We start from the raw sequence: 26,945 nt of genomic DNA, 5'->3' as shown, positions 1-26,945 counted from the left end.
CCCGACGCTTTCTGACCTTTTTCACCAAGGAATTTCACTTTATCTCAGGCACAAAAAAAGGCATATCTTTCGATACACCTTTAATTATTACGTTGGTAGCGGGGGCCAGATTTGAACTGACGACCTTCGGGTTATGAGCCCGACGAGCTACCAGGCTGCTCCACCCCGCATCAACGTGGCAGGGATACTACTGACAGACTCTGACAAAAGCAATTGATAAATAATCTTTTCAATCAATTCGTCCCTTTTATCTGATATAACTAAAACATAACGAGACCTCTATGCGGAGCTGGGTATGGCGCTGATTTATGTTATGGATCCGATGTGTAGCTGGTGTTATGCATTTCAACCCCATTTAAGGGAGTTGATCAGCAGACTAAAGCCTGGGATTAAAATACTATGCTATATGGGCGGACTGGCACCTGACAGTGATAAGCCGATGCCAGATGAATTACAACAAGCCATTGCCCGAACCTGGCATGATATTGAGGAGCGCACTGACGCTCAGTTTAACCATGAGTTCTGGCAAAAATGCCAGCCTCGCAGATCTACTTACCCCGCCTGCCGCGCAGTGATCAGCGCAGAATTAATTTCAACAGGCAGCGGCATGCTGATGGCTGAAGCGATTCAACGAGCCTATTACAGGGAAGCACGTAACCCATCCGACCTTTCTGTCTTGGCAGAGTTGGCTGAAGAGGTCGGATTGAGCCCTAAACGCTTCACCAACCAGATGTATGGCGAAAAAACAGCTCAAATACTGTTCGAAGACCTTAGCTACTGTCAGGATCAGGGTATTCAGGGCTATCCCTTCCTTGGACTTGAAACCCCTAAAGGGTTAAGTGTTATCTGTGCGGGCTACTGTGGCCAGGACCAGTTACTACAACGGTGTTCTAGTCTGCAGCTGATCTAATTCAGTTATCGACAAATCCGACACATAAAAAAACGGGAGCCAAAGCTCCCGTTTTTTTATAGAAAGATCTGATCAGGTGCGCGCAACAGAAACATCTTCTGCCTGTAAACCTTTATCACTCTCTTTTACTGTAAACCGAACGCCCTGCCCTTCTGTAAGAGAACGGTGTCCACGGCCTCGGATATTACGGAAATGAACGAACACATCATCACCGTTTTCACGGGTAATAAAGCCAAATCCTTTTGAAACATTAAACCACTTTACCGTACCCAATTCGCGGTCATCATTTTCATCAGATTCTTCTTCGCTGATGGAACCACCGCCCAAACCTGAAATAACACAGCTAATCAGCACAACCGCAAATACAACGCCAATATCAAAAACTGGCAACCCGCCTTCACCTGTCAGCGACCCCTGAAGAAGAAGGATGACTGCAGTAGCAAGTGCACTGACAACTACACTACGTATAAGTTGATTAACACTCATATATATCTCTTATAATTAATTAATTAATGTTGTTAAAAAAAACAGCGTTCTAGATAAACAGAACCCAGACCATTCTATATACCGACTTTTAGTTTTTTTTTCAATAGCTTACCTACTTAATCTCTGATACAGCGCTTGAATAGGGTATAATTACGACTAATTTACTGACTAAGCACAATCAACTGTGGGAAACATTGGTTTTATGAATCAGCAACAACAATTGGAAGATCTGGAAACCCGGGTCGCCTTTCAGGAAGACACTCTGGATAAAATGAGTACTGAGATGGCCCAACAAGGTGTCGAAATTGAGCGCCTTACGCGTATTGTTAAAGTTCTTCACCAGCAGTTAAAGCAAGTCGCTCCGGATCAGAACAGCGCACCTGACGAAGAATCCCCTCCTCCGCACTATTGATTAGTATCGGAACAAACTGTCTTTAAATCATTCGCTCTAAGTCAAACTTTTCAAAGTATAGATATCATAACGACTGGACTTACCGCTCAACTGATAACTCGGCGCCTGTCCCTCGATGGCAGGAGCCTTGCGGGGACGCTTCACCACTACCCTGTACTCCACCAGATCAAGCGCAGCCTGAAGCAATGCAGCTGAGTCATGATCATCACCGACTACATCCCGAAAAACTCGCATCTCTTTTTTCACTAAGGCCGACTTATCGGTGTGGGGGAACATCGGATCGACATAAACCACTTGCGGCGGCTCAGCCTGCTGGGAGGTCAACCAGTTGATGCTATCTGCATGCACCAGACTCATCCGTGCAGCAATATCAGCGACTTCGTAATCATTCTGCGCTTGCTGCAAGCCACTTTCTAATAACGCATGGATAATCGGTGAACGCTCCACCATCTGCACTTCACAGCCCAGCGTAGCCAATACAAAACTATCCCTCCCCAGCCCGGCCGTAACATCTGCCACCCGTGGACGAATACTGCCTTTAATACCAACAGCTTTAGCGATCATCTGCCCTTTACCGCCACCAAACTTACGCCGATGAGCTACCGCTCCAGAGACAAAATCAGCCAGGACCGGCCCCGGCGCTTTCCGCCCCGTCTGCTGTAAACGCCGGGTTCCGGATTCACAGATCAACAATTGAGCAAACTGTTCGTCACGCAGGTCATAACGATCCAGCAGTGGCAAACCCAATCGCTGCGCCAGCGATCGGGCATCCTCCATACCAGCGGCATCTGCATAACAGACTGCGATTTCTGCGGGGGGTGAAAGCGAGGATTCGTGAGTCAAAATTATTCCTTAAAAGGCAGCCTTAGGCCAATCAATGTTTAAGCAAGAAAATACACTGCAAGCAGGACAAACCCTAACAGCATACGGTAGATAACAAATGGCAACATACCCACCCGGTCCAGCCATTTCAAAAAAAGATGGATACAACAGTAGGCACTAATGGCCGCCAAGACCGTTCCGCTGACGATCATAGTCCACTGATCACCCGTGCCGGTTTCCAAAAACTCCAACCCTTTCAGCAAACCTGCCCCAAGAATAACCGGAATAGACAGCAGGAATGAAAAACGCGCGGCTGACTGACGATTTAAACCCAGCATCAATCCTGCGGTAATTGTAATACCTGATCGGGAAGTCCCGGGAATCAAGGCAACCGCCTGAGCCAGACCGATAATAACGGCATCTTTAAAGGTGATTTTTTCCAGCGGCCGCACTTCGGTCCGACTGATATCAGCCCACCAAAGCAGTGCGCCAAAGATTAGCGTGGTACCTGCGATCACCAGAATACTGCGCCCGTAATGGTCGATGGCGGAATTAAACATAAAGCCTGCCACTACCGCTGGAATCGTTGCCAGGATTACATACCAGGCCAACACCGAGTCTGTGCTGCGCCCCCGACCGGCAAGACTGCCTGTCCAGGCGGCTAACATGCGCCAGATATCCTCGCGAAAGTAGATCATCACCGCGGTCAATGAACCTATATGTACGCCGACATCGAAAGCTAACCCCTGATCTGTCCAGCCAAATAGCTGAGAGGGCAATATCAGATGCGCCGAACTTGATACCGGTAAAAACTCTGTCAGCCCCTGCAGTAAAGCCAAGAAAACAACCTGAAACCAATCCATGTTTAACTTTCCCTCTCGCTTTTCCTTAATTTAATAACGTTGCCGATGCTTATAGACTGAGCCACTTGGCTGTCTTTTTACCGACAATTATTCACTGGCCTTTCTTTTTCTGCTCACTGATCTTCTTCCAGGAGATTTCATCGCGAAGATAAACCGGTTGCGCCAGTTCTGCCGAAATCCCTTCACCGCGAGCAAAAGCCTCTTGGGCCAATTCTGCCATGACGCCTGCAGCCGGATATATATCCATGACTGGCGTACTTATACTTTGTTGCACCTGTGCCGACATACTCTCGAGATAAACCCAACCTTTACCTGCGGCAAACCAATCATCCCCCTCAGGCAGTACAATATTCCCCGGCGCGCTTACGGTTTCCTTGACCAACGCAACAGGTAACCCTCCACGCATCTCATAAGCACAGCTGTATAGCTCATTCATTCGTGCATCCAGCGTACTGATGATCCGTTCTACTTTATATTCCCGGGCCGCTTTCAAAGCGATTGCGGACAGTGTAGATACAGGGATAACCGGCAGATTTGCTGCGTACGCAAGCCCCTGTGCAGCACCCGTAGCAATGCGGATACCGGCAAACGAGCCTGGCCCACGACCAAAAGCTATCGCATCTAGCTGATTCACTTTGAGTCCGGCAGCCGTTAGCATTTCATCAACCATTGGCAACAGTTGACGGGTATGTTGGCGGGGAATAATGCGGAAATCTTCCTGAATTTCGCCATCAATAGAAAGCGCCACTGAGCAGGCGTCCGTTGATGTATCCAGGGCAAGAATTTTGGCCATCTATTTAATCCGGTAAGTCAAAATAAGCAGGTTTGTATCAGCACAGCAAGAAATGCAGTGAGAAAAATCGCTGCATTTTAAGCGCAATACTCAGGAAAGGCTATCCTCACCCCAACGCGGCATAAGATTCTGTTCGATCTGTAACTGGTTCAAAATCCGCGCCACAACAAAATCGATCATATCTTCAACCGATTGAGGGCGGTTATAAAAACCCGGGCTAGCGGGAATCACGACAACTCCCATCCGGGTCAGCTTCAACATATGTTCCAGATGAATCTCTGAATACGGCGCCTCACGAGGCACCAGAATAAGTTGTCGACGCTCTTTCAGGGCAACATCCGCTGCCCGCTCAATCAAATTATTACTAGCACCATTAGCGATAGAGGAAAGCGTACTGGTTGAACAGGGGCAGACTACCATTTTACTCGGCGCTCCCGAGCCCGAAGCGACAGGCGCCATCCACTGTTCCCGGCCAAACACTCGAATCTGTCCAGCGGCAGCAGAAAAACGTTCGGTCAACCAAACCTCCTGCTCTTTAGCAGCACCCGGAAGCGCCTCATCAGTTTCGGTAGCGATAACCACCTGAGCGGCTCTGGAAACCATAACCAATACCTGACAATTAGCGGCTACCAGGCATTCAAGCAGCCGTAATCCGTACTGGGCACCGGACGCTCCGGTGATCGCCAGAGTTACTCTGTCTTTAAAAGAATCTGCCACGCTAAACTCCATTAACTACTGAATTTCTGTTGCAGGGCGTCGATCAGACGGGAATGTATCCCCTCAAAACCGCCATTACTCATAATTACAATATGACTGCCAGGTTTCGCATTATCCACCAGGCTCTGAATAAGCTCAGCCGTGTCACGGGCTAACGCTGCGGGGATCTCGCAAGCATCAACAACATCTTGCAGCGACCATTCAAGCCCTGCGGGCTGATACCAGTATACTTTATCAGCACGATTCGCCGACTTGGCAAGGTTTTGGCGGTGCATACCCATCCGCATTGTGTTTGAACGGGGTTCAATCACTGCCAATACCGCTTCATCGCCTACCTGCGCACGAATCCCCTGCAAAGTCGTTTCAATCGCTGTCGGGTGATGGGCAAAATCGTCATACACGCGAATACCCGCAACCTCACCTATCAGCTCCATGCGCCGCTTCACACCACCAAAATTACACAGTCCTTCTATACCATGGGCAATTTGTACCCCAACATTACGGGCAGCTACCAGCGCCATCAATCCATTGTTTACCGAGTGTAGCCCGGTCATATTCCAGCGAACGATTCCGACGACTTCTCCCTGATGCAACACCTCGAACTCTGATCCATCATCTTTTAGCAATCGTGCCTGCCACTCGGCAGTAGCATCCAACTCAGTGTCTTTACCAACACAGGTTTTTACCACGGGTGTCCAACAGCCCTGCTCGATCACCTGGTCAAGCGCTACAACACCAGCAGGCATAATAACCTGTCCATTTGCAGGCACTATTCTTACAACATGATGAAACTGACGCTGAATAGCCGCCAGATCATCGAAAATATCACCGTGGTCAAACTCAAGGTTATTTAGAATCAGCGTACGAGGGTGGTAGTGAACAAACTTTGACCGTTTATCAAAAAAAGCGGTGTCATATTCATCCGCTTCAATAACAAAAAACGGGCTTTCACCCACCCGGGCAGAACGATCAAAGTTTTTCGGCACTCCGCCAATAAGAAAACCCGGCGCCATATCCGAATATTCTAGCAACCAGGCCAGCATTGTCGCGGTCGTGGTTTTTCCATGGGTGCCCGCCACTGCCAACACCCATTTTTCGCGCAAAAGATTATCCGACAACCACTGCGGGCCAGAGGTATAAGGCAAGCCCCGTTCCAGCATCGCCTCAACACAGGGATTACCGCGGGTCATTGCATTGCCCACAATAATCATATCAGGAGCGGGATCGAGTTGTGATGGATCATAGCCTTCGATCAGACTAATCCCCTGCTGCTCAAGCTGAGTGCTCATCGGTGGATAAACATTAGCATCAGAGCCGCTAACCTGATGCCCTAATTCCTTCGCAAGTACCGCAAGACTCCCCATAAAGGTGCCACAAATTCCCAGTATATGAACATGCACAGACGGGCTCTCCAAATCGTTTTCTGAGTCTCAAAATCAGTCGTTATAATAACAGTTAACCGACATCTGTAATGCCCTTTGTTGCTCCATTCTCTCTCGTCCAACTGGACGATATGAGTATTAACCTGAACCATCAGCATGGGCAATCGCAATAATTACAATTTTTTTACACAATTTTGACAGTCCGACTGTGTAATTACCTCAGAATTAAGCGTAAAATCACTGCTACTTTTAAACCTCCCAAACCTACAGGTTTTTGGCCACATGTTACTGCTGAACCAGTATCTCAAGCACCACGAAACTCCCGATGATCTTATTGACCTGATTGACAGCCTTATGCTGTCCTGCAAAGAGATCGCCATTAAACTGCGTGAAGGCGCACTTGCTGGCGTTTTAGGCACTGCAGAGGGCGTCAATGTTCAGGGGGAAACCCAGAAAAAGCTGGATGTAATATCTAACGATATTCTCAAAGCAATACTACTGGACAACCCAACTGTAGCGGGCATCGCTTCCGAAGAGGAAGATTTCCCGGTCGGCGGTAACCCTGAGGGCAAATACCTGGTTACTTTCGATCCGCTGGACGGATCGTCCAACATCGATGTGAACGTATCCGTCGGCACTATTTTCTCTATCCTGAGCAAGCCCGAAGGGATGGACGGTGGTGACGAAGCAGCTTATATGCAGAATGGTCGCAAACAGATAGCATCCGGCTATGTACTCTATGGCCCTTGCGCAGTCTTAGTTATGACCACCGGCAGCGGCGTGAACATGTTCACCCTGAGCCACGGTGGTGATTTCATTCTTACTGAAGAGAATGTACAGATCCCAGAACAGACTCAGGAATTTGGCATCAATATGTCTAACCAGCGTTTTTGGGAGCCTGAGATGCAGGCCTATGTCGCTGACTTGCTACAAGGCGAAGAAGGCCCTCTGGGCAAACGCTATAACATGCGTTGGGTCGCTTCAATGGTGGCAGAAGTACATCGTATTCTGACCCGTGGTGGTATCTTTTTATACCCATGGGATAGTCGCGATATTAGCAAGCCAGGTAAGCTTCGCCTTATGTATGAAGGCAACCCAATGAGTTTCCTGATTGAACAAGCTGGCGGCCTTAGCACAACCTGTTACGACAACATCATGGATGTAGAGCCTACAAAAATTCATCAACGGGTGTCTGTCGGCCTTGGTTCAACGGGCGAAGTAGAAACCATGATGAAATATCACGCTAAAGATTAATACCTACTGCCGGTTTATGCTCTTTAAGTCGTATTCAAATTATAACCAAAGGCCGTATATAATGCGGCCTTTGGATTCAAAACAGATTTCTATACTTTAGACAGGAAGGCGATACATGAGCTTTGAAAAAGTCCCTGCTGGCAATGATTTGCCAAACGACATCAATGTAATCATCGAGATTCCAGCGGACAGCGATCCGGTTAAATATGAGATCGACAAAGATTCTGATGCAATCTTCGTTGACCGTTTTATGGCAGCACCGATGTTCTACCCTGCCAACTACGGTTACATCAACAACACCCTGGCTGACGATGGCGATGCTCTGGACGTACTGGTTGTAACACCTTACCCAGTGGTTCCCGGCTCTGTTATCCGCTGCCGTCCAGTTGGCGTACTGAACATGACCGACGAAGCCGGTGAAGATGCCAAACTGGTTGCAGTACCACACGACAAGCTGAGCAAAGCCTACAAAGATGTTCAGGACGTGGGCGACTTACCGCCACTACTACTGGCCCGCATCAAGCACTTCTTCGAGAACTACAAAGGTCTGGAAGAAGGTAAGTGGGTTAAAGTTGAAGGCTGGGAAGGCGCAGACGCCGCTAAAGCTGCAATTATCGAGTCTCAAAAGGCTTACGAAGCAGCTAAGTAACTACTTAGCAGTCTTTAAAAAAACCCGCTTCGGCGGGTTTTTTTTGCATACTCAAATATCAGACTCTTTTCCAAACAGTTTTTTACCCAAGCCAATTACCAGGAACACCACCCCGCCAGCGGCAATTCCAACCAATGCTTCCAGCAACACCGGCAGAAATACCATAACAATCTCATTCAGCCCGGTATTCAGCTGTTCGATAAAGTGATGCAGGAATGGTAGGCCGTGAACCAAAATACCGCCACCAACCATAAACATCGCTATGGTGCCTACTATAGAAAGACCTTTCATTAACATTGGAGCCGCTTTGAGAATACCGCGACCGATGATTTTGGTAATGTCTGCCGCATCAGGTTTACGCACCAGATATAGACCCAGGTCGTCCAGTTTTACGATGCCTGCCACCAAACCATAAACACCGACAGTCACTATTAAGGAAATGCCCACCAGCACACCCAATTGTGTTGCCAGAGAAGCACCCGCGACCGTGCCCAGGGTCAGTACGATTATCTCGGCGGAAAGTATAAAGTCGGTGCGCACGGCCCCCTTGATCTTCCGGTTCTCAAACGCCACCAGATCAACTGAACTATCTTCCACCGCTTTCTTTAATTCAGCTTTATGCACCTCATCCCCTTCCGCCGAATGAAAAAAGGTATGGAAAACCTTTTCAAACCCTTCGAAACAAAGAAACAAGCCACCGATCATCAGCAGTGGAATAATCAACCAAGGAATAAAGTAACTGATCGCCAGCGCGCCCGGCACCAATATCATTTTATTCACCAGCGAGCCTTTGGCTACGGCCCAGACTACCGGCAGCTCACGATCGGCACGGACACCGGACACTTGCTCCGCATTCAGCGCCAGATCATCACCCAGCACCCCAGCTGTTTTACGGGCAGCGACTTTCGTCATACTGGCAACGTCGTCCAACAGGGTTGCTATATCATCAATTAATGCCAGAAGGTTTGAAGCAGCCATCTGAATATCCTTTCCTATTTCTCAGTCATTAGCATCACTTAACGTGAGATAATACAGTTCAAACCGGGGGAGTGACTATGGCTAAGAAACAAAAAGTATCTGAACAGGTGGTAACCGAAGCGTTACAGGTTGCCCGAGCAACTCAACGCCCCGGGCAGTCCAAAGAACAAACCAAACTGATCGCTCAGGGGATTCAAAAAGGGATTGAGGAGTATAAGAAGCGCTATAAAGAAAAAACCCGGGAGCTTGATAAGCAGAAACGTAAACTACAGCAAGCGCAAAAAGCCGATACCATCGACATCTTGCCCGAGATAGCCACAGAAAACTCAGGCCAGGAGAACAAGCTTAGCTGGATCTTATTGCTCTTAAGCTGGATTGGCTTTGCTGCTTACGCCGCCTTATACAACCCTCTTTAAATTTTTCCGTCATTTCGTTATCGATAATGCAAACCACACCATCAAAAGTGGTTCTCTAATAACACTTCACTCAGAGGCAGCTGGCCCGCCCTTTGATTAGCAGGCTTAGCCGCCCTTCCCAACGTAATGATCATGCTGATCACATGCCCCGAAGGCAGGTTGATAATCTCGGCGACCCGCTCACTATCAAAACCAATCATTGGGCAAGTATCATAGCCAAGCCCTTTAGCTGCCAGCATCATGGTTTGTGCAGCCATCCCACTGGAGCGCATCGCTTCATCACGTTGCAACTGTTCCTTACCCCGGTAAAAAGACTCTAACATCGGCAACATCAACCCCTGAACCTCAGGACCGGCATTAGCCCAGTACCGCTGAGGATCATCCAACCAAGCCTGAGGATCTGCACATAAAACAATCAGCTCAGCCGCTTCAGTAACCTGTGCCTGACCCCAGGCAGCATCCTGGATCTGAGCACGTATTTGAGGATCAATCACCCTAACAAATCGCCAATGCTGAATATTGTATGAGGTAGGAGAAAGCAGAACAGCTTTCATAATACGTTTAAAATCTGCTTCACTTACCGCTTCTGAGCTTGAGTAATGCTTCACCGCACGGCGCGTTTCAATTGCAGTAAACAGTTCCATAATAAACCCTTAACTTGTCATCTTTTGAAAATGGTTTAAACGGGCTCTGAACACTTCCGAATAAAATATCCGCTCGCCGTTACAACCAAACCAGGATGCATAGGTTAAATAGTTTACCAATCAATGATAATCACCATAAAAACAACAACACTGTTAACTAAATCTCAACAATGGATCAGTTTATATGTCAACTCCCTGTTCCCAATAGGGGGTATCACTACCAAAATACTCAATGGCAAAATCAAGAAAAGCCCTGACCTTAGCCGGCATATACTGTCGTTCTATCATTACTGCACTGATGTCTTGCATTGGCATCCGATATTCGGGAAATAACTGAATAAGCTGACCCGAACGAATATAAGGCCCCACCACAAAGGTTGGCAGACGCGATATTCCCACCCCCTGTAACACGGCATCCAGCAACGCTTCACTGTTATTCACCTGATAATTGCCTGATACCGCCACATTCTGAGCCAGGCCTCCCCGACTAAAACCCCAACCCTTAGCATCGGTAGAGTAACTGAAAGAAAGACAGTTATGCCGCAACAGGTCATCCAGCTGTTCCGGGCAGCCGTGCTGATTTAAATAGGATTGCGAAACACATAAGACACTGTGTAACGACACTAATTTACGGGCAATAAGAGTGGAATCATTCATCGCTCCACCCCGAATGGCTATATCAACACCACCCTGAACCAGATCAACGGTTTTGTCGTCCAGCTCCAGATCGATACTGACCTTAGGGTAGCGCTTTAAGAACGCCGGTATCATTGGCACCACATGCAGACGACCAAATGACATCGCTGTGTTAATACGCAAGCGACCCTGTGGCTCGCCTTGAAGTTGAGCCACAGCATCTTCGGCATCCCTGGCGGCCCGGTTCGCCTTTAGCGCATGCTCAAAATAGTGCTCGCCCGCTTCAGTCAAACTGAGCTTACGGGTAGTCCGATGCAGTAATTTTACGCCCAACTGTTGTTCCAGTTGGGTTATCCGCTTACTGACCGCAGACTTAGATATCCCCAGAAAGCGGGCAGCCGGAGAAAAGCCACCGGACTCAACCACCGCGACAAATACCGGAATCGCACCAAAGCTATCCATACAAGCTACTCATATAACATACCTATACAACCTATTTACTGTAAACTTTTGCTCAACAATGAATACCATAATACATAGATTATCAATCATCTAGAAACAAGATAAGCTCATCCCCATAGATTCATCCATCCAACCTTACCCCTAGAAAAAGACGCCCCGTTTAATACGAGCTAAATTCACCTGAGAAAGATTAATGAACATTACCAGCCCCTCAAACACCCTAGTACATACGCTGATGTTGTTGATGGTCGCGCTTGTTGCCAGTTCATTCCCGGTTGGCAAGATGATTACCACTGGATTGCCGCCAGAATTACTGGTGTTTATTCGTTTTGTACTGGCAGCACTGTGCTTCGCCCCCTATGTATTTATTAAGAACGGCTTTCATTTGCCAAGTCAGAAAAAGCTATTGGCCTATACCCTGCTCAGCATTCCCTTAGTGGTCTTTTTCTGGTGCATGTTTGAAGGACTGAGATACACCAGCGCCCTCAACACCAGCACTATCTATACCACTGTACCGGCCATCACTGCGCTCTACGTACTGTTAATCAATCAGGAAAGGACCAGCAAGCGTCGAGCATTGGGCCTTCTATTAGGCACCTTGGGCGCGCTATGGATTATCTTCCGCGGTGATATCGATGGACTGCTACAGATGAAGCTAAATTATGGCGACGCCCTGTTTATGATCGGCTGCCTGTTTATGGGTGCCTACAACCCCCTGATCAAGAAGCTTTACTCTGGCGAGCCCATGGAAGTGATGACCTTCTGGGTGATCTGTATTGGCAGTGCTTGGCTTCTGATTCTGGCCCTGCCAGCACTCGAAACGCAAGTATGGGCCGATGTCAGTATCGAAGTTTATGTTGGTATTGCATATCTATCTATTTTCACCACCTTAATCACCTTCTTTCTACTGCAGCTTGGCACCCTGAGACTTGGACCAACACAGGTGGCATCCTATAGCTTCCTTACGCCGATTTTTGTTGTAACACTGAATTTTGTTATCGGCACGGGCGACTTCCAGTGGCAGCTGCTACCCGGTGTTTTTCTAGTACTAATCGCCATGACATTAGTTCACAAGAGCAACACTGAGGTCCGCCTGCCATAAAAGCCATACCGACCGAATAATGTCCGATTAGGTCAATTTCTTAACCCTATTTCAATCGCTCTTTTCTGCTAAGATAACCTTCTTTGTTAACAGTTTCTTCAGAGGTTAGTCAGATGAAGTTTGAAGGTACCGAGCGCTACGTCGCCACCGATGATTTGCGAATGGCAGTAAACGCCGCAGCCACCCTGCAACGCCCCCTGCTGATCAAAGGCGAACCAGGTACCGGCAAAACCATGCTGGCTGAAGAAGTTTCTACGGCCTTCGGTATGAAACTGTTGCGCTGGCATATTAAATCGACCACTAAAGCTCAGCAGGGTCTGTACGAATATGATGCAGTCTCAAGACTTAGAGACTCTCAACTCGGTGATGATCGAGTGCATGACATTTCAAACTACATCCGCAAAGGGATGTTATGGGAAGCCTTCGATGCTGATGAGCAGGTAGTTTTGCTGATCGACGAGATCGATAAAGCGGATATCGAGTTCCCCAACGATCTACTGGTCGAACTCGATAAGATGGAATTCAGCGTCTACGAAACCAGCCAGAGAGTGGTCGCTAAACACCGCCCGATCATTATCATTACCAGTAATAATGAAAAAGAGCTGCCAGATGCTTTCCTGCGCCGCTGCTTCTTCCATTATATAAACTTCCCCAGTGCCGAAACCATGAAGCAGATTGTGGATGTCCACTTTCCCGATATTCAGAAAAACCTGGTTAACGAAGCGCTGGAGATATTCTTCCAGGTTCGCGAAATCAACGGTCTGAAGAAGAAGCCTTCCACCTCTGAGCTAATCGACTGGCTGAAACTGCTACTGGCCGATAACATCCCGGTCGATCTGCTGCAGAACCGGGATAGCAGTGATGCGATTCCTCCTTTGTATGGAGCTCTGCTGAAAAACGAGCAGGATGTACATATGTTGCAGCGACTGGCCTTTATGGCCCGCCGTGAACAACGTTAAACGGGTCAGCCCATGCTAGTCGACTTCTTTTACATCCTGCGCAAGGCTCAGGTACCGGTCTCGATTAAAGAGCTTCTAACCCTGCTGGAAGCACTGGAAAAACATCTGGCGTTTGCCTCCTGGGATGATTTCTATCTCCTGGCTCGCACCTGCCTGGTTAAAGATGAAAAATATTTCGACCGCTTCGATCTCGCCTTTGGCCACTACTTTAAAGGCCTGGCAGAGCTGCCTGATCCTTTTGACAACTTGATTCCTGAGCAATGGCTAGAATCTGATTTCATCCGCAATCTTAGCGACGAAGACAAAGCCGAGATAGAAAAACTGGGCGGTCTGGATAAGCTGATGGAGACACTGGCGCAGCGCTTTGAAGAACAGAAAGAGCGTCATGCTGGCGGCAGTAAATGGATAGGCACCGGAGGCACCTCACCGTTTGGCCACAGCGGCTACAATCCTGAAGGGGTTCGCATCGGTGGGGAAAGCAAACACAAAAGAGCAGTAAAGGTATGGGAGAAACGCCAGTTCCGCGACCTGGATGACAAAGTCGAATTAGGCACCCGCAACCTCAAAGTAGCCCTGCGTAAACTACGTAAGTTTGCCCGTACCGGCGCCGCCGAAGAGCTGGATCTGGATGATACCATCCGCTCCACCGCCAATAATGCCGGCCTGCTGGACTTGAAGATGGTGCCAGAGCGTCACAACGCCGCCAAGGTACTTCTGTTCTTCGATGTCGGCGGATCGATGGACCCCTATATCAAACAGTGTGAACAGATATTCTCCGCCGCTCGGACTGAGTTCAAGCATCTTGAATACTTCTACTTCCATAACTGCGTCTACGAGCGGGTATGGAAAGATAACAAGCGCCGCTGGAACGAACATATCGACACCGTGGATCTGCTACATACCTACGGCCGGGATTACCGCATCATCTTCGTTGGTGATGCCTCTATGGCTCCCTACGAAGTAACAGAGCGCTATGGCAGTGTTGAACACCGCAACCCCGAAAGCGGAGAAGTCTGGATGAGACGAATACTGGACACCTGGGATAAAGCGATCTGGCTAAACCCCAGTCACCACGGATACTGGGACTATACCGCCAGCACCCAGATGATAAAAAGCATTATGGATAACAAGATGTATCCTCTGACACTGGAGGGGTTGGAAAACGGAATCCGCTACCTTTCTAAATAAAGTTTGAGCAGGTATGCTGAGTCTTGGAGAGGTTTAACTCAAAAATCAGGCAAACCTTCTTTATTTTCAGTTTCTGAATCTCAGGTTTTTACTACACGCTTTTAGATTCATAAAAGCAGGAGTTTTTACATTGAAAAGTAGAATACTTACCCTCCTCTTAACGCTCTGTTGCTCTATGTTTTTTTTGATTCCAGCAAATGCCAATGCTGAAAATCTTGGCACCTGTTTCGTTGACTCTCTAAACGGGAAGGAGAAAAAATCATTGGCTAAGTGGATGTTTTTTTCTATGACTTCCCACCCGGAATTACAGCCCTACGCGAACATTTCTGCTGAAGACATATCAGCATCAGATAGCTTTGTGGCGGCATTAATAACTCGGTTATTTGTTGAAGACTGTACAAACGAAGTCAAAACAGCCCAACAATCAGATCCTCAAGCAATAAAAAAAGCCTTCGAGTTTGTGGGTAAAGTAGCGATGCAGGAACTGATGACCAACCAAGCAGTCAAGGCAGCAATTACACAATACGCCAAGCAAATAGACCAAGAGAAGATAAGAAGGACCTTCGCTAAGTAAACAGAGAGACACCTATCTGAAAACCAGCCCCTTCACGGGGCTGTATATTTATATTTAAAATCACTCGTAGTGATAAAAGCCCCTACCACTTTTACGTCCCAGATAACCCGCATCTACCATCTGTACCAGCAACGGACAAGGTCGATACTTAGAGTCTTTAAAGTTTTCGTAGAGCACTTCCATAATACTCAGACAGGTATCCAGACCGATCAGATCCGCCAGCGCCAGCGGTCCCATCGGGTGGCTCATCCCCAGCTTCATCACAGTGTCTATCTCTTCAGCAGACGCCAGATTTTCATAGCGACAGAAGACCGCTTCGTTGATCATCGGCATGAGGATTCGGTTAGAAACAAAGCCCGGCGCATCTTTCACGTCTACCGGGACTTTACTCATATTTAGTGACAACTGCTTAACAGTATTGAAGACCTCCTCATCTGTCTGCAGTGCACGGATAATTTCTACCAGCTGCATCATCGGCACTGGATTCATAAAGTGCATTCCGATCACCTGTCCCGGACGGGATGTGACCGCTGCTAAGCGGGTAATAGAAATTGATGATGTATTAGTCGCAAGAATTGCATTTGGCTGACAAACCTCATCCAACTGCCGGAAGATACTCTTTTTAATTTCTTCATCTTCACTGGCCGCCTCAACCACAATATCGACAGGAGCCATATCGGCCATATCGGTGGTTTGCTTTATCCGGGCTAAGGCCTTATTCATTTCGTCCTGGGTCAGTTTTTCTTTCTTCACCATCCGTGCCAGGCTGGCACTAATCGCCCCCACTCCACGCGATAACGCCGCATCATTGAGATCAAAAAGTACAACATCAAAACCAGAGCATGCTGCAACCTGAGCAATACCACCACCCATTTGACCTGCACCCACCACACCAAAACAGTTAATCGCCATATCAGCTTATCCTCTTCAAAATAGGCAACAGTGTTCCATCACTCCTATGTGAATGCAACAGCAAATACGGGTATACCCTTACGCCCGAGCCGGATACAAAAAAACCGGCCAAAGCCAGTTCTAATTTTAAACACAAAGCCCGGCACTAAGCGCAGGCTTTGTTTTCATTACTGCTTTTTAATTACTGGCATGATCCACCAAGTCATCAACCACTTCTTGCTCTTCATGCAGATCATCTGCTGGCGGTTTATTCATCGGTAAAACCAGATTTAAGATGATAGCGACAATACCGCACAAGCTGACACCTTGCATACTGAACTCACCCTGACCGATAACCATCCCACCGATACCAAATACCAGTGTAGTAGCAACAATCACCAGGTTTCGTTGCTCAGCCAGATCGACCTGAGCTTTAATCAAGGTATTCAAACCTACAGCGGCTATTGAACCAAACAATAGAATCAAGATACCACCCATAACAGGCCCTGGAATCGTCTGCAGCAGCACACCAAACTTAGCAACAAATGCCATCAGAATCGCAAAGACCGCCGCCCAGATCATGATCATCGGATTAAATGAGCGAGTCAGCATCACCGCACCGGTGACCTCAGAGTAAGTTGTATTAGGCGGGCCACCAAACAGAGCCGCAGCAGAAGTAGCCAAACCATCACCAAACAAAGTACGGTGCAGGCCAGGCTTCTTGATATAGTCTTTACCGGTAACATGACCGATAGCCAGAACATCCCCTACATGCTCAATCGCAGGCGCGATAGCCACCGGGATCATAAACAGAATCGCCTGCCAGTTAAGCTCTGGCAAAACAAAAGCAGGCACCGCTATAAAAGCAGCATCAGAAACGACTTGATAATTGACCATGCCAAAAAAGTTAGCCACCAGATAACCCACAACCACGCCAGCCAAAATCGGCAATAGACGAAACACGCCCTTGCCAAAAGTAGCCACTAACAAGGTTGTTCCCAACGCCGACATCGATACAATCATCGAATCGATGTAGGGAAACAGCACGATACTGCCATCCCCGGCCTTGCCCATCGCCATATTTACAGCAATAGGCGCCAGACCAAGACCAATAACCATGATCACCGGACCAACTACTACTGGCGGCAACAATCGGTGTAAAAAACCAACGCCGCGAACCTTAACCGCCAGAGCCAACAACATATACATCAGGCCAGCAAAGAACAGCGCTCCTAATGTAGCAGGCATTCCCCAGGTTTGAGTGCTGTAGATAATCGGCGCGATAAAAACAAACGAAGAAGCCAGAAAAACAGGCACCTGACGCTTTGTCACAAATTGAAACAGGAGCGTACCAAAGCCTGCGGTAAATAGCGCAACACTCGGGTCCATACCGGTCAGTAGCGGCATCAGTACCAACGCACCAAATGCAACGAACAGCATTTGAGAACCGGCTAACACCGTCCGCCACAGTGGTTCACTACCGTCCAAGCTATCTTCAATATTATGAGTCATCGGAACTGCCCTTTATTTAGTACCAAAGATTTTATCGCCGGCATCACCCAAACCCGGAATAATATATCCGTTTTCGTTGAGATGACTATCCACCGCCGCCGTATATAACTCTACATCCGGGTGAGCCTCATTCACCGCCTTGATACCTTCAGGAGCAGCCACCAACACCAGTGCTTTAATCTCTGTGCAGCCAGCTTTTTTCAACATATCGATAGTCGCATTCATTGAACCACCGGTGGCCAGCATCGGATCAATCACCAGCGCCATACGCTCTTCCATATCACTGGTGAGTCGCTCAAAATAGGTAACCGGCTGAAGCGTTTCCTCATCCCGATACAAACCAACCACACTGATTTTAGCGCTGGGAATCAGATCAAGAACACCATCCAGCATGCCAATCCCCGCCCGCAGAATGGGCACCACAGTGACTTTTTTTCCTTTGATCTGTTCGCCGGTCATTTCACCGCACCAACCCTCAAACTGATAGGTTTCAGTGGCCAGATCTTTAGTCGCTTCATAGGTCAGCAGAGCACCCACCTCTGCTGCTAACTGACGGAAGGCACGGGTACTGATGTCAGCTGCCCGCATCAGACTAATTTTATGTTTTACCAAAGGATGGTTAATCTCGTGAACACGCATACTGAAGCCCCTCTTCAAAGCGACGAAAAACAGAAGCATCAACTGGACACAACACCAGATTCAGCCCAAAAATTTGAAATATCATACCCCGACCTAAGCAGAAAGTCTTAGGTCTGTATCATAAAAAAACGCACCTAAGGTGCGTTTCTTTTTCGAGCAACAACCAGGCCACAAAATTTCATGACCTCTTCACACAAGCCAGATCGTTTCGTCTAACCATTCAACTCATCATAAAGCGCCAGAAACTCCTGCGTAAGCTTATGCTTCGGTGCAAAGTAGATCAAAGGCATACACTCGTTATGGGATTCTTTCATCTTCACAGAAGAAGATATTTTTGACTCCAATACCGGAAGGTCATCATCTTTAAGGGTCTCAACAATACTTCTCGATGCATTAGCCCGGGCCTGGAACTGATTAACGACGATACCTTCGATTTTCAGTCGATCATTATGATCCTCCTGAGTCTCCTGAATGTTATACATCAGACTATAAAGCGCCTGACGAGAGAACTCATCACAGTCGAAGGGGATTAGACAGCTATCCGCAGTGCAAAGCGCAGACAAGGTATAAAAGTTAAATGCTGGCGGCGTATCGATATAGATAGCGTCGTACTGCTCCATATTAAGCAGCGCATCACGCAGCTTATAGATCTTATGCTTAGCTTCCAATTTCGCATGCAGGTCGCCCAGCTCAGGATTCGAAGGAAGCAGATCCAGATTTTCATAAGCAGTGGGGTGGATAAAGTCCGTAATATCTTTTGGCCGTACCTGAAAGCTCAGAGTCTGCTCAAAAAAGTCTTTAATATCACCTACCGTTTCATTCACCTGCTCGCCCAATAGGTAATGACTGGTATTACATTGCGGATCCAGGTCCACTACTAATGTCCGCTTACCTTTGCTAGCAGTGATTGCCGCTAGGTTAGTGCTAATACTGGATTTACCGACCCCACCCTTCTGATTAAAGACAACCCGAATCATACCTTTTCCCTTATTTTAAAGACCCGTTTATCTCTCAACTTAACCCTGCTCAAGTAACGTCCGTAGATCAATAATGGCAGCGTTAGCCCGGGATATATAGGAAGCCATCACCAATGAATGGTTAGCTAATAATCCAAACTCATTACCGTTCATAATCATCGGGCTCCAAACGGTGCCCTGAGTCGCCTCCAATTCACGGATAATCTGACGCAGACTGATCAACGCATTTTTCTTTTCGAGCGCATCAGAAAAATCCACCTCTACGGCCTGTAACAGGTGGATCAGCGCCCAAGCTGTTCCACGGGCTTCGTAGAATACATCGTCAATCTCCATCCACCCTGTTTTAACTTCAAGTTCCCCGGCATTACTGGTTGACTGTCGGGCGTCGGCTTCACCGGCAAGATCAGTATTCACACGCTTCTGACCAACACTCGCACTTAGCCGCTGAGATAAACTACCAAGTCGGGTAGAAACATCCGCCAGCCAACCACGCAGATTATCCGCCCGGGCATAGAATTGTGCATTCTGCTGCTGAGGGTCAGTCAGACGAGCTTCATAAGCACGCAGATATTTAAGACCTTTTTTATACTCCCCCTCACTGGAAGGCAGCAGCCAACTGTTATTGTCAAAATGCATTAACGGCTCGGCTTCTTTTAGATCGACATCTTCCGTGGACTGCGACTGAGAACGGCTAAAATCTTTACGCATCGCCCGGGACATATCCCGCGTCTGCACCAGAACACCAAACTCCCAGTTAGGAATATTATCGAGCCATATGCCTGGCGGGGTTCGATCATTGGAGAGATAACCACCCGATTTTTGCAACAATGTATCGGTGATTTTAATCAGCGTTAAGACCGTTGCCGAACCAACAACTGGCTTTTCGGCACCTTCAGCAGTTTGAATAACCACCGGCTGAACGTCAAACGGGTCAGGTTCCTGACTCCACCATATACCTAACACCAGACTCACAAGCAGATAGAGCCCTATAACAATACCTATCGGCCCCATAAGCTTGATACCAGACAGGCTGTCCCAAAATCTTAACCACAACCGCTGTAACATTTCCATGGAATTTCCTTTAACAATAAAGCCCTTATTGCACCGCAATATGTCCGATTTGTCAGAGCGGGTCAATGCCAGGCCAGTGTAAATAATTAATCACTATACTATGACTTAAGCTCTGATACCGGTTGAAACAACCATCTCTTACCTATTTACAGTATATAAAGACTTAAGATTTGATAAAGTTAAGCTAAAGTCTGATCAGAAACTATCCAGAACGTCGGTAAAACGGCTGATAAAACACAATAAGTAGTAAAGTTATTTACACAGTTTGCCTTTTCCGGCAAACTAGCGAGTCTTTATACCCATTGGTCGCGATCTTGCGTCATATGAGGCTAATTAATGGCTAAAATACTGCTTCTTAACGGTCCAAACCTGAATTTGCTCGGTACTCGCGAGCCTGAGGTTTATGGTGCCGATACGTTACAGGATATTAACCTGCGCCTCACGACCCTCGCACTACACGCCGGACACCAGTTTGAAAGCCTGCAATCTAATGCAGAACATGTTCTGATCGAGCGGATACATCAAGCCCGAGACGAACAGGTTGATTTCATCCTGATCAATCCAGCCGCATATACTCACACCAGTGTCGCGTTGCGTGACGCACTACTGGGGGTTTCGATCCCTTTTATAGAGATCCATATCTCCAATGTGCACGCTCGCGAGTCGTTCCGCCATCATTCCTTTCTTTCGGATGTGGCAGTGGGCGTAATCTGTGGTCTGGGCGTCCAGGGTTATGAATTTGCATTACAATCCGCGTTCAGCCGGGTTGAAAAACTTTAACATCTGAATTGATAGAGAATTTCATTAGTATGGATATTCGCAAAGTAAAAAAATTGATTGAACTGTTGGAAGAATCCAACATTAACGAGATTGAGATCCACGAAGGCGAAGAGTCTGTTCGCATCAGCCGTGGTTCCAACGTTGTTGCAGCACCTGCTCCTGTAGCAGTTGCAGCTCCGATCGCTGCACCCGTAGCGGCTCCGGTTGCAGCAGTTGCCGCTCCGGTTTCCAATGACAATGCCGTACTGTCACCGATGGTTGGAACCTTCTATCGCTCTCCATCTCCAACCTCCTCATCTTTTGTTGAAGTAGGACAGTCTGTTAAAGTTGGCGATCCTATCTGCATCGTAGAAGCGATGAAGATGATGAACCAGATTGATTCTGACAAGGCCGGTGTTGTCGAAGCAATTCTGGTAGAAGATGGCCAGCCGGTTGAATTTGATCAGCCGCTGGTAATTATCGTTTAAGTTATTCATCTGACAGGTTCACAACATGCTAGAAAAAGTTGTTATTGCCAACCGGGGTGAGATCGCTCTGCGTATCCTCCGGGCCTGCAAGGAACTCGGCATCAAGACCGTTGCAATCCACTCGACTGCGGATCGTGACCTGATGCATGTTCGTCTTGCAGACGAAGCAGTATGTATTGGCCCAGCGTCATCTGCTCAAAGTTACCTGAGCATTCCTGCCATTATTGCTGCTGCCGAAGTAACCGACGCTATGGGTATCCACCCAGGCTACGGTTTCCTCGCTGAAAATGCTGATTTTGCAGAACGGGTTGAGCAAAGCGGCTTTGCCTTCATCGGTCCTAAAGCCGAAACAATCCGCATTATGGGCGATAAGGTTGCAGCCATTGCAGCGATGCAACGTGCTGGCGTACCAACCGTTCCAGGTTCTGACGGCGAACTACCAGAAGATGGCAACAAAGTTATCGAGATCGCTCGTAAAATCGGTTATCCGGTTATCATTAAAGCGGCAGCCGGCGGCGGTGGTCGTGGTATGCGAGTGGTTCATAGCGAAGCTAGCCTCTTGAACTCCGTATATGTTACCAAGGCTGAAGCAAAAGCATCATTTGGCGATGACACGGTTTACATGGAGAAATTCCTGGAAAACCCTCGCCACGTTGAGGTTCAGATTCTGTCCGATGGTCAGGGTAACGCAGTCCATCTGTATGACCGAGACTGTTCAATGCAGCGACGCCATCAGAAGGTTGTGGAAGAAGCTCCTGCACCTATGCTAGATCCAGAAGCTCGCGCACAGGTACTAAAAAGCTGTGTCGATGCTTGTATTGAGATCAATTATCGCGGCGCCGGCACCTTTGAATTCCTCTATGAAAATGGTGGTTTCTACTTTATCGAAATGAACACCCGGGTTCAGGTAGAGCATCCTGTATCTGAGATGGTTACCGGTGTTGATATCGTCAAGGAACAGCTGCGTATCGCGTCCGGTATGCCTCTGAGCTTCAAACAGGAAGATATCAAATTGCTGGGACACTCAATTGAGTGTCGTATCAACGCTGAAGATCCAAAAACCTTCCTACCTTGTCCAGGTACTGTTACTCATTTCCATACTCCAGGTGGCATCGGTGTCCGGGTAGATTCTCATCTGTATAACGGCTATACCGTACCCCCTCATTACGATTCACTGATCGCTAAACTGATCACCTATGGTGAAGACCGGGCAACCGCTCTTCGCAGAATGGAAATCGCTCTGGATGAGATGGTAATCGACGGTATTCGTTGCAATATCCCTCTGCATCAAGAAATCGTACGAGACGCTAACTTCGCCGAAGGTGGTGTTAACATCCACTATCTCGAAAAGAAGCTGGGACTGGATTGAGTCTGAACCGATTCTAACCACGAAAAAGCCTCCTCTGGAGGCTTTTTTTCGTTTGTCGCTCTTGCTATAAAGACTATATATCGTTGGTTATAAGGAATACCGCATGCCCTGGTTACAGATAAAACTGGATGTCCTGCCTGATAATGCAGATCAATATGAAGATCTGCTACTCGCTGCAGGATGTGCAGCCGTCACCTTGCAGGACAAAGAAGATCAGCCTATCTTCGAGCCGGATCTGGGTACTACCCCCCTGTGGAGCAACACTGTACTGACCGGTCTGTTTTCCGCAGATCACGACCTTGCAGCAACAGAGCTATTTCTTAAAGAGTCTCATCTACAGTTATTTCCAAACATCCCTTTTCCGAATATGAAAACTGAAATTCTCGAAGACAAAGACTGGGAAAGAGAATGGATGGATAACTATCATCCGATGAAGTTCGGTAATCGCTTATGGGTCTGCCCAAGTTGGAAAGAGGTGCCCGAACCTGATGCAGTAAACCTGATGCTCGATCCAGGTCTGGCATTTGGCACCGGGACGCACCCAACCACGGCGCTTTGTCTGGAGTTTCTTGATCAGCTGACCCTCGATGGAAAACAGGTCGTCGACTACGGCTGTGGCTCAGGCATTCTTGGCATTGCAACGATACTTCTGGGCGCAGAACATGTAACTGCCGTCGATATAGATCCTCAGGCACTGGATGCCAGTTTAGATAATCTACAACGAAACCAGTTACCCACAGAGAGCCTGAAGGTATATTTCCCAGAAAAAGCACCAAAGGAACCAGCAGATCTGGTTGTTGCCAACATACTTGCAGGACCTTTAGTTCAGTTAGCTCCCACCCTCACCTCACTCTGTAAAACTGGAGGCCAACTAATCCTTTCAGGCTTATTGAGTGAGCAAGAAACTGAGATCCGGGAAGCTTACGGTAGCGATTTTGAGCTGGATGCAGTTGCGGAGAAAGAAGGCTGGATCCGCGTGACCGGCTTGAAGCGTTAGAAACACTCGATCATGGGCCATAATATCATCACCGAATGCCCCGCCTGTACCACAAGGTTTCAGGTAACTCAGGGGCAGTTAAAAATTGCCAATGGCAAGGTTCGTTGTGGCTCATGTTTAGAAGTATTTAACGCTGAGGTATATCGTTGCGATGACCTCATCACTCCACTGGAAGAGCTAACTCAAAGCCCTAAAGATCTTCTCAACAGAGACCCTCTATTTGATCAAATAGAGGTTCCAGCGTTTGCTCCCCCACAGCGCAGCCATCGCGGTTTCGATAAGCGTTACACAACACCCGACCAGGACGAGCGACTAACCGAGCAACTGAATAGCGACCCTATCGATGACGATTTCGACGAACTGGAGCAACCGGTTCAGGAACTACTTAAACCTGAAATAAGGACTTATCAAGAGGCTGTGTCAGAACAGACAACTGTCGACTTCAACACTGACAACGCCTTCACAGAGACAGCTGACCAGATAGCTTTATCCACTACTGAGGAGACGGAACGGGAGAAAGTTCAATCCTCACCTTTTGATACAGATATAGATATGGGAAGCACTTCACAAGCACTCCCGACTGAATCAGAGGGAGAGACTGATGAGCAAGATAAAATTGCTGCAATATCAGAGCAACACACCACCGTCGAATCAACTGAGACCAACACCCCTGTTCCAATTTCAGAATCTGTCTCAATAGCACCCCCGCCTTTTACTTCTTTTCGACCAGAACCAGTAATGATAAGGACTACCCGTATAGAGTCATCCTCCTGGGTGGGCTGGACGACATTCGTACTCCTAGCGCTGTTAATGCTGGCAGTTCAATACCTCTGGTTTAATCGCCAACAGCTGAGCATCCACCCCGAACTTACGTCAGGCTTTAAACTGGCATGCGAACATCTTCCTTGTAAGTTGAAAGCGCCCATTAATCTCAACCTGATTAACACCCAAAAGCTAGTTATTCAGCAGCATACTGAATATCAGGGAGCCTTGAGCGTCAACCTTCTATTAGAGAACAGTGCGGACTTTAGCCAACCATTCCCCGCCATTCAGCTATCCTTTTCAAACCGAAGGGGAGAACTGATAAGCCAGCGGACTTTCCAGCCAATCGAATATCTCAAAAGCACTCAAACTGAGCCGATAAGCATGCCCGTAGGGAAACCGGTACAGATCAGCCTCGACATCCTCGATCCGGGTCGCCGCGCGCTTAGCTACGAAGCTCTCTTAAAAGTACCAACCAATCTCCAATGATCCTATTTACCTGTCTTAGCGACGATACACATAGCATTTTCTGACTATTTTGCAATAAGCCAAAACGACAAAAATGATCAAAAAACCATCAAAAAGTCCTTGGCCCTCCCCTCCTGAAAGAGTATTATTGTCCGCCTTCCAAACAGCAGCACAGCGGTTTTCATTTTGATAGCCATGGATAGCTATTTCTCTAAATTCGGGGTCAGGCATGTTTCAAATCGGACAGCATACCGTTGACAGTCAGGTTATCCTGGCACCGATGGCCGGCGTTACCGATCTGCCGTTTCGTCAACTTTGCCGTCGACTAGGCGCAGGCATGGTGGTTTCCGAAATGATTACTTCGGACACCCGTCTCTGGAACACTCGAAAGTCTAGCCATCGTTTACAGAAAGACCAGAATGAAAGCCTGCATGTGGTACAGATTGCCGGTGGCGACCCGGCCATGATGGCGGAAGCTGCCAGAGCCAATGCGGCTAACGGCGCTCATATTATTGATATCAATATGGGTTGTCCGGCTAAGAAAGTCTGTAATAAAGCTGCTGGATCAGCCCTGTTGAAAGATGAACAGCTGGTAAGAGAGATTCTTGAAGCGACTGTGGCAGCAGTAGATTTGCCGGTGACGCTGAAAATTCGTACCGGGTGGGACACTGATAACCGTAATGGCGAAACTATTGCCCGTATTGCTGAAGACAGTGGAATTCAAGCACTTGCGGTACATGGCCGAACCCGGGCCTGCGGTTATAAAGGCGATGCAGAATACGACACCATCGCCCGCATTCGCGAGACTATTGAGATCCCACTGTTTGCAAATGGTGATATCAATTCAGCGGAAAAAGCGCGAGAAGTTCTGGACTACACCGGAGCAAATGCAGTCATGCTCGGCCGGCCTGCTCAGGGGAACCCATGGATTTTCCGTGAGGTAAGTCATTACCTCAATACAGGGGAAATGCTACCCTCACCGCCCCTGGACGAGGTCAGAGATACGCTATTGGAACATTTAGGGGCTCTGTATCGTTTCTACGGAGAGTATGCCGGGGTACGTATTGCCCGTAAGCATGTCGGTTGGTATCTCCGAAACAGACAGGGCTCTGAGTTATTTAGAAAAGATTTCAATCAATTAGAAGAAGCTGCACTCCAGCAAAATGCGATCCGGTCATTTTTCACCCGAACGGATAAGACACAGACTGCCGCCTGAGTGACAGTTCAATTTTAGGTTAATGCACGTGGATAACAATACATTGAATACACAAGTAATACATACAGAAAACATGGATGTTCAGGAACGCACTCTACGCGATAGCGTTCAGGTTTCGATGCATAACTACTTTCGTCAACTTGATGGACAACCGGTAACGGATGTTTATCAGATGGTATTGGCAGAGATTGAAGCCCCATTGTTTGAAGCAGTAATGACCTATACCCGTGACAACCAGACTAAAGCATCTGAGTTACTGGGCCTGAACCGCGGTACGCTGCGGAAAAAACTGAAGCAATACGGCTTACTTTAACCTATTACTTTTTTAACTTAATTCAGAAGAACTAAACCATGGCAGAGCAGAAAATCACTCCGGTTCGTCGCGCACTGATCAGTGTCTCGGATAAATCCGGAATCGTTGAATTCGCCCAGGCACTGACCCAGCGCGGTGTTGAGATTCTTTCCACCGGCGGCACATACAAACTGTTAAAAGATAACGATGTACCGGCAATTGAAGTATCCGATTACACTGGTTTCCCTGAAATGATG

30 protein-coding genes, 1 tRNA gene and 1 pseudogene are annotated in these 26,945 nt (G+C 47.8%); 17 read left to right on the top strand and 15 right to left on the bottom strand.

The genetic code is table 11. The features are described 5' to 3' along the window. Positions 1 to 93: 93 nt before the first annotated feature. Positions 94 to 170: transfer RNA gene (locus tag QZZ54_RS18270), tRNA-Met, on the bottom strand. A gap of 125 nt (positions 171 to 295) precedes the next feature. Between QZZ54_RS18270 and QZZ54_RS18265 the strand changes: the two genes are divergently transcribed. Continuing rightward, the gene (locus QZZ54_RS18265) at positions 296 to 910 is read left to right on the top strand and encodes a DsbA family protein (RefSeq protein ID WP_290705423.1); all 615 of its coding nucleotides are present in this window, start codon (positions 296 to 298) and stop codon (positions 908 to 910) included. A gap of 72 nt (positions 911 to 982) precedes the next feature. On the opposite strand, the gene QZZ54_RS18260 is transcribed toward QZZ54_RS18265, so the two are convergent. Further along, entirely contained in the window at positions 983 to 1,396 is a 414-nt protein-coding gene (locus QZZ54_RS18260) for a cold-shock protein (RefSeq protein WP_290705421.1), read from the bottom strand. A 202-nt stretch (positions 1,397 to 1,598) separates the two neighbouring features. On the opposite strand from QZZ54_RS18260, the gene QZZ54_RS18255 reads away from it, so the two are divergent. After that, positions 1,599 to 1,808: a SlyX family protein gene (locus tag QZZ54_RS18255; protein WP_290705419.1), complete on the top strand. Its 210-nt coding sequence runs from the start codon at positions 1,599 to 1,601 to the stop codon at positions 1,806 to 1,808. Between the two features lie 36 nt (positions 1,809 to 1,844). On the opposite strand, the gene QZZ54_RS18250 is transcribed toward QZZ54_RS18255, so the two are convergent. The 5 genes from QZZ54_RS18250 to mpl all read right to left on the bottom strand — a co-directional run bounded on the left by QZZ54_RS18250 (position 1,845) and on the right by mpl (position 6,403). Next, on the bottom strand, positions 1,845 to 2,585 hold the full coding sequence (locus QZZ54_RS18250) for a class I SAM-dependent methyltransferase (protein WP_366645908.1): 741 nt from the start codon (positions 2,583 to 2,585) through the stop codon (positions 1,845 to 1,847). Between the two features lie 104 nt (positions 2,586 to 2,689). Then, a complete protein-coding gene (locus QZZ54_RS18245; protein WP_290705417.1) occupies positions 2,690 to 3,493 on the bottom strand; it encodes an undecaprenyl-diphosphate phosphatase in 804 nt (267 codons plus the stop codon). Positions 3,494 to 3,584: 91 nt separating this feature from the next. Then, a complete protein-coding gene (gene tsaB / locus QZZ54_RS18240; protein WP_290705415.1) occupies positions 3,585 to 4,286 on the bottom strand; it encodes a tRNA (adenosine(37)-N6)-threonylcarbamoyltransferase complex dimerization subunit type 1 TsaB in 702 nt (233 codons plus the stop codon). 90 nt (positions 4,287 to 4,376) lie between these two features. Next, positions 4,377 to 5,015: a flavin prenyltransferase UbiX gene (locus QZZ54_RS18235; RefSeq protein WP_290705413.1), complete on the bottom strand. Its 639-nt coding sequence runs from the start codon at positions 5,013 to 5,015 to the stop codon at positions 4,377 to 4,379. Beyond that, on the bottom strand, positions 5,015 to 6,403 hold the full coding sequence (gene mpl / locus QZZ54_RS18230; protein WP_290705411.1) for a UDP-N-acetylmuramate:L-alanyl-gamma-D-glutamyl-meso-diaminopimelate ligase: 1,389 nt from the start codon (positions 6,401 to 6,403) through the stop codon (positions 5,015 to 5,017). Before mpl ends, QZZ54_RS18235 begins: the two co-directional genes overlap by 1 nt. Positions 6,404 to 6,667: 264 nt before the next feature. Here mpl and QZZ54_RS18225 point away from each other — a divergent pair, with 264 nt between their 5' ends. Both QZZ54_RS18225 and ppa read left to right on the top strand, forming a co-directional pair. Further along, positions 6,668 to 7,639: a class 1 fructose-bisphosphatase gene (locus QZZ54_RS18225; RefSeq protein WP_290705409.1), complete on the top strand. Its 972-nt coding sequence runs from the start codon at positions 6,668 to 6,670 to the stop codon at positions 7,637 to 7,639. Between the two features lie 115 nt (positions 7,640 to 7,754). Continuing rightward, positions 7,755 to 8,288 carry an inorganic diphosphatase gene (ppa, locus tag QZZ54_RS18220; RefSeq protein WP_290705407.1) on the top strand — a complete coding sequence of 178 codons (534 nt, stop codon included), beginning with the start codon at positions 7,755 to 7,757 and terminating at the stop codon, positions 8,286 to 8,288. Between the two features lie 51 nt (positions 8,289 to 8,339). On the opposite strand, the gene QZZ54_RS18215 is transcribed toward ppa, so the two are convergent. Beyond that, a complete protein-coding gene (locus QZZ54_RS18215) occupies positions 8,340 to 9,266 on the bottom strand; it encodes a DUF808 domain-containing protein (protein WP_290705404.1) in 927 nt (308 codons plus the stop codon). Between the two features lie 77 nt (positions 9,267 to 9,343). Here QZZ54_RS18215 and QZZ54_RS18210 point away from each other — a divergent pair, with 77 nt between their 5' ends. Continuing rightward, positions 9,344 to 9,682, top strand: a complete 339-nt coding sequence (locus QZZ54_RS18210) for a DUF2956 family protein (protein ID WP_290705401.1) — start codon at positions 9,344 to 9,346, stop codon at positions 9,680 to 9,682. Positions 9,683 to 9,723: 41 nt separating this feature from the next. Here the strand turns inward: QZZ54_RS18210 and QZZ54_RS18205 are convergent, their stop codons facing one another. After that, positions 9,724 to 10,326: a nitroreductase family protein gene (locus tag QZZ54_RS18205; RefSeq protein ID WP_290705398.1), complete on the bottom strand. Its 603-nt coding sequence runs from the start codon at positions 10,324 to 10,326 to the stop codon at positions 9,724 to 9,726. 180 nt (positions 10,327 to 10,506) lie between these two features. Continuing rightward, positions 10,507 to 11,424, bottom strand: a complete 918-nt coding sequence (locus QZZ54_RS18200) for a LysR family transcriptional regulator (RefSeq protein WP_290705395.1) — start codon at positions 11,422 to 11,424, stop codon at positions 10,507 to 10,509. A 193-nt stretch (positions 11,425 to 11,617) separates the two neighbouring features. On the opposite strand from QZZ54_RS18200, the gene QZZ54_RS18195 reads away from it, so the two are divergent. From QZZ54_RS18195 to QZZ54_RS18180, 4 genes are all read left to right on the top strand, one after another. Then, positions 11,618 to 12,526, top strand: a complete 909-nt coding sequence (locus QZZ54_RS18195) for a DMT family transporter (protein ID WP_290705392.1) — start codon at positions 11,618 to 11,620, stop codon at positions 12,524 to 12,526. A gap of 113 nt (positions 12,527 to 12,639) precedes the next feature. Then, positions 12,640 to 13,485 carry a MoxR family ATPase gene (locus tag QZZ54_RS18190; protein ID WP_290705389.1) on the top strand — a complete coding sequence of 282 codons (846 nt, stop codon included), beginning with the start codon at positions 12,640 to 12,642 and terminating at the stop codon, positions 13,483 to 13,485. Between the two features lie 12 nt (positions 13,486 to 13,497). Beyond that, the gene (locus QZZ54_RS18185) at positions 13,498 to 14,673 is read left to right on the top strand and encodes a VWA domain-containing protein (RefSeq protein ID WP_290705386.1); all 1,176 of its coding nucleotides are present in this window, start codon (positions 13,498 to 13,500) and stop codon (positions 14,671 to 14,673) included. Positions 14,674 to 14,803: 130 nt separating this feature from the next. After that, complete coding sequence (locus tag QZZ54_RS18180) at positions 14,804 to 15,247, top strand: hypothetical protein (RefSeq protein WP_290705383.1); 444 nt, start codon at positions 14,804 to 14,806, stop codon at positions 15,245 to 15,247. A gap of 60 nt (positions 15,248 to 15,307) precedes the next feature. Here the strand turns inward: QZZ54_RS18180 and QZZ54_RS18175 are convergent, their stop codons facing one another. The 5 genes from QZZ54_RS18175 to QZZ54_RS18155 form a co-directional block, all read right to left on the bottom strand. Continuing rightward, a complete protein-coding gene (locus QZZ54_RS18175; protein ID WP_290705380.1) occupies positions 15,308 to 16,159 on the bottom strand; it encodes a 3-hydroxybutyryl-CoA dehydrogenase in 852 nt (283 codons plus the stop codon). A gap of 177 nt (positions 16,160 to 16,336) precedes the next feature. Then, entirely contained in the window at positions 16,337 to 17,650 is a 1,314-nt protein-coding gene (locus QZZ54_RS18170; protein ID WP_290705377.1) for a uracil-xanthine permease family protein, read from the bottom strand. A gap of 12 nt (positions 17,651 to 17,662) precedes the next feature. Next, positions 17,663 to 18,289, bottom strand: a complete 627-nt coding sequence (gene upp / locus QZZ54_RS18165) for a uracil phosphoribosyltransferase (protein ID WP_290705374.1) — start codon at positions 18,287 to 18,289, stop codon at positions 17,663 to 17,665. A gap of 212 nt (positions 18,290 to 18,501) precedes the next feature. Further along, a complete protein-coding gene (locus tag QZZ54_RS18160) occupies positions 18,502 to 19,266 on the bottom strand; it encodes a ParA family protein (protein WP_290705371.1) in 765 nt (254 codons plus the stop codon). A 39-nt stretch (positions 19,267 to 19,305) separates the two neighbouring features. Beyond that, positions 19,306 to 20,337, bottom strand: a complete 1,032-nt coding sequence (locus QZZ54_RS18155; protein ID WP_290705368.1) for a DUF2333 family protein — start codon at positions 20,335 to 20,337, stop codon at positions 19,306 to 19,308. Between the two features lie 336 nt (positions 20,338 to 20,673). Here QZZ54_RS18155 and aroQ point away from each other — a divergent pair, with 336 nt between their 5' ends. From aroQ to purH, 8 genes and pseudogenes are all read left to right on the top strand, one after another. After that, positions 20,674 to 21,117 (top strand): type II 3-dehydroquinate dehydratase, encoded by a 444-nt coding sequence (gene aroQ / locus QZZ54_RS18150; protein ID WP_290705365.1) that lies wholly within the window; start codon positions 20,674 to 20,676, stop codon positions 21,115 to 21,117. A 29-nt stretch (positions 21,118 to 21,146) separates the two neighbouring features. After that, entirely contained in the window at positions 21,147 to 21,584 is a 438-nt protein-coding gene (gene accB / locus QZZ54_RS18145) for an acetyl-CoA carboxylase biotin carboxyl carrier protein (RefSeq protein WP_290705363.1), read from the top strand. A gap of 25 nt (positions 21,585 to 21,609) precedes the next feature. Beyond that, complete coding sequence (accC, locus tag QZZ54_RS18140; RefSeq protein WP_290705360.1) at positions 21,610 to 22,953, top strand: acetyl-CoA carboxylase biotin carboxylase subunit; 1,344 nt, start codon at positions 21,610 to 21,612, stop codon at positions 22,951 to 22,953. A 103-nt stretch (positions 22,954 to 23,056) separates the two neighbouring features. Then, positions 23,057 to 23,950 (top strand): 50S ribosomal protein L11 methyltransferase, encoded by an 894-nt coding sequence (prmA, locus tag QZZ54_RS18135; RefSeq protein ID WP_290705357.1) that lies wholly within the window; start codon positions 23,057 to 23,059, stop codon positions 23,948 to 23,950. A 12-nt stretch (positions 23,951 to 23,962) separates the two neighbouring features. Continuing rightward, positions 23,963 to 25,201 (top strand): DUF3426 domain-containing protein, encoded by a 1,239-nt coding sequence (locus tag QZZ54_RS18130; protein WP_290705354.1) that lies wholly within the window; start codon positions 23,963 to 23,965, stop codon positions 25,199 to 25,201. A gap of 208 nt (positions 25,202 to 25,409) precedes the next feature. Beyond that, on the top strand, positions 25,410 to 26,396 hold the full coding sequence (gene dusB / locus QZZ54_RS18125; protein ID WP_290705351.1) for a tRNA dihydrouridine synthase DusB: 987 nt from the start codon (positions 25,410 to 25,412) through the stop codon (positions 26,394 to 26,396). A gap of 28 nt (positions 26,397 to 26,424) precedes the next feature. Continuing rightward, positions 26,425 to 26,709 (top strand): DNA-binding transcriptional regulator Fis, encoded by a 285-nt coding sequence (gene fis, locus QZZ54_RS18120; RefSeq protein WP_261872439.1) that lies wholly within the window; start codon positions 26,425 to 26,427, stop codon positions 26,707 to 26,709. Between the two features lie 38 nt (positions 26,710 to 26,747). After that, positions 26,748 to 26,945: pseudogene (gene purH, locus QZZ54_RS18115) on the top strand (bifunctional phosphoribosylaminoimidazolecarboxamide formyltransferase/IMP cyclohydrolase); the annotation flags it as partial.

Source organism: Amphritea sp. (genome assembly GCF_016744155.1).
GTDB lineage: Bacteria > Pseudomonadota > Gammaproteobacteria > Pseudomonadales > Balneatricaceae > Amphritea.
The sequence above is the reverse complement of the archived record's forward strand: the minus strand, read 5'-3'. Positions and strand labels throughout refer to the sequence as shown.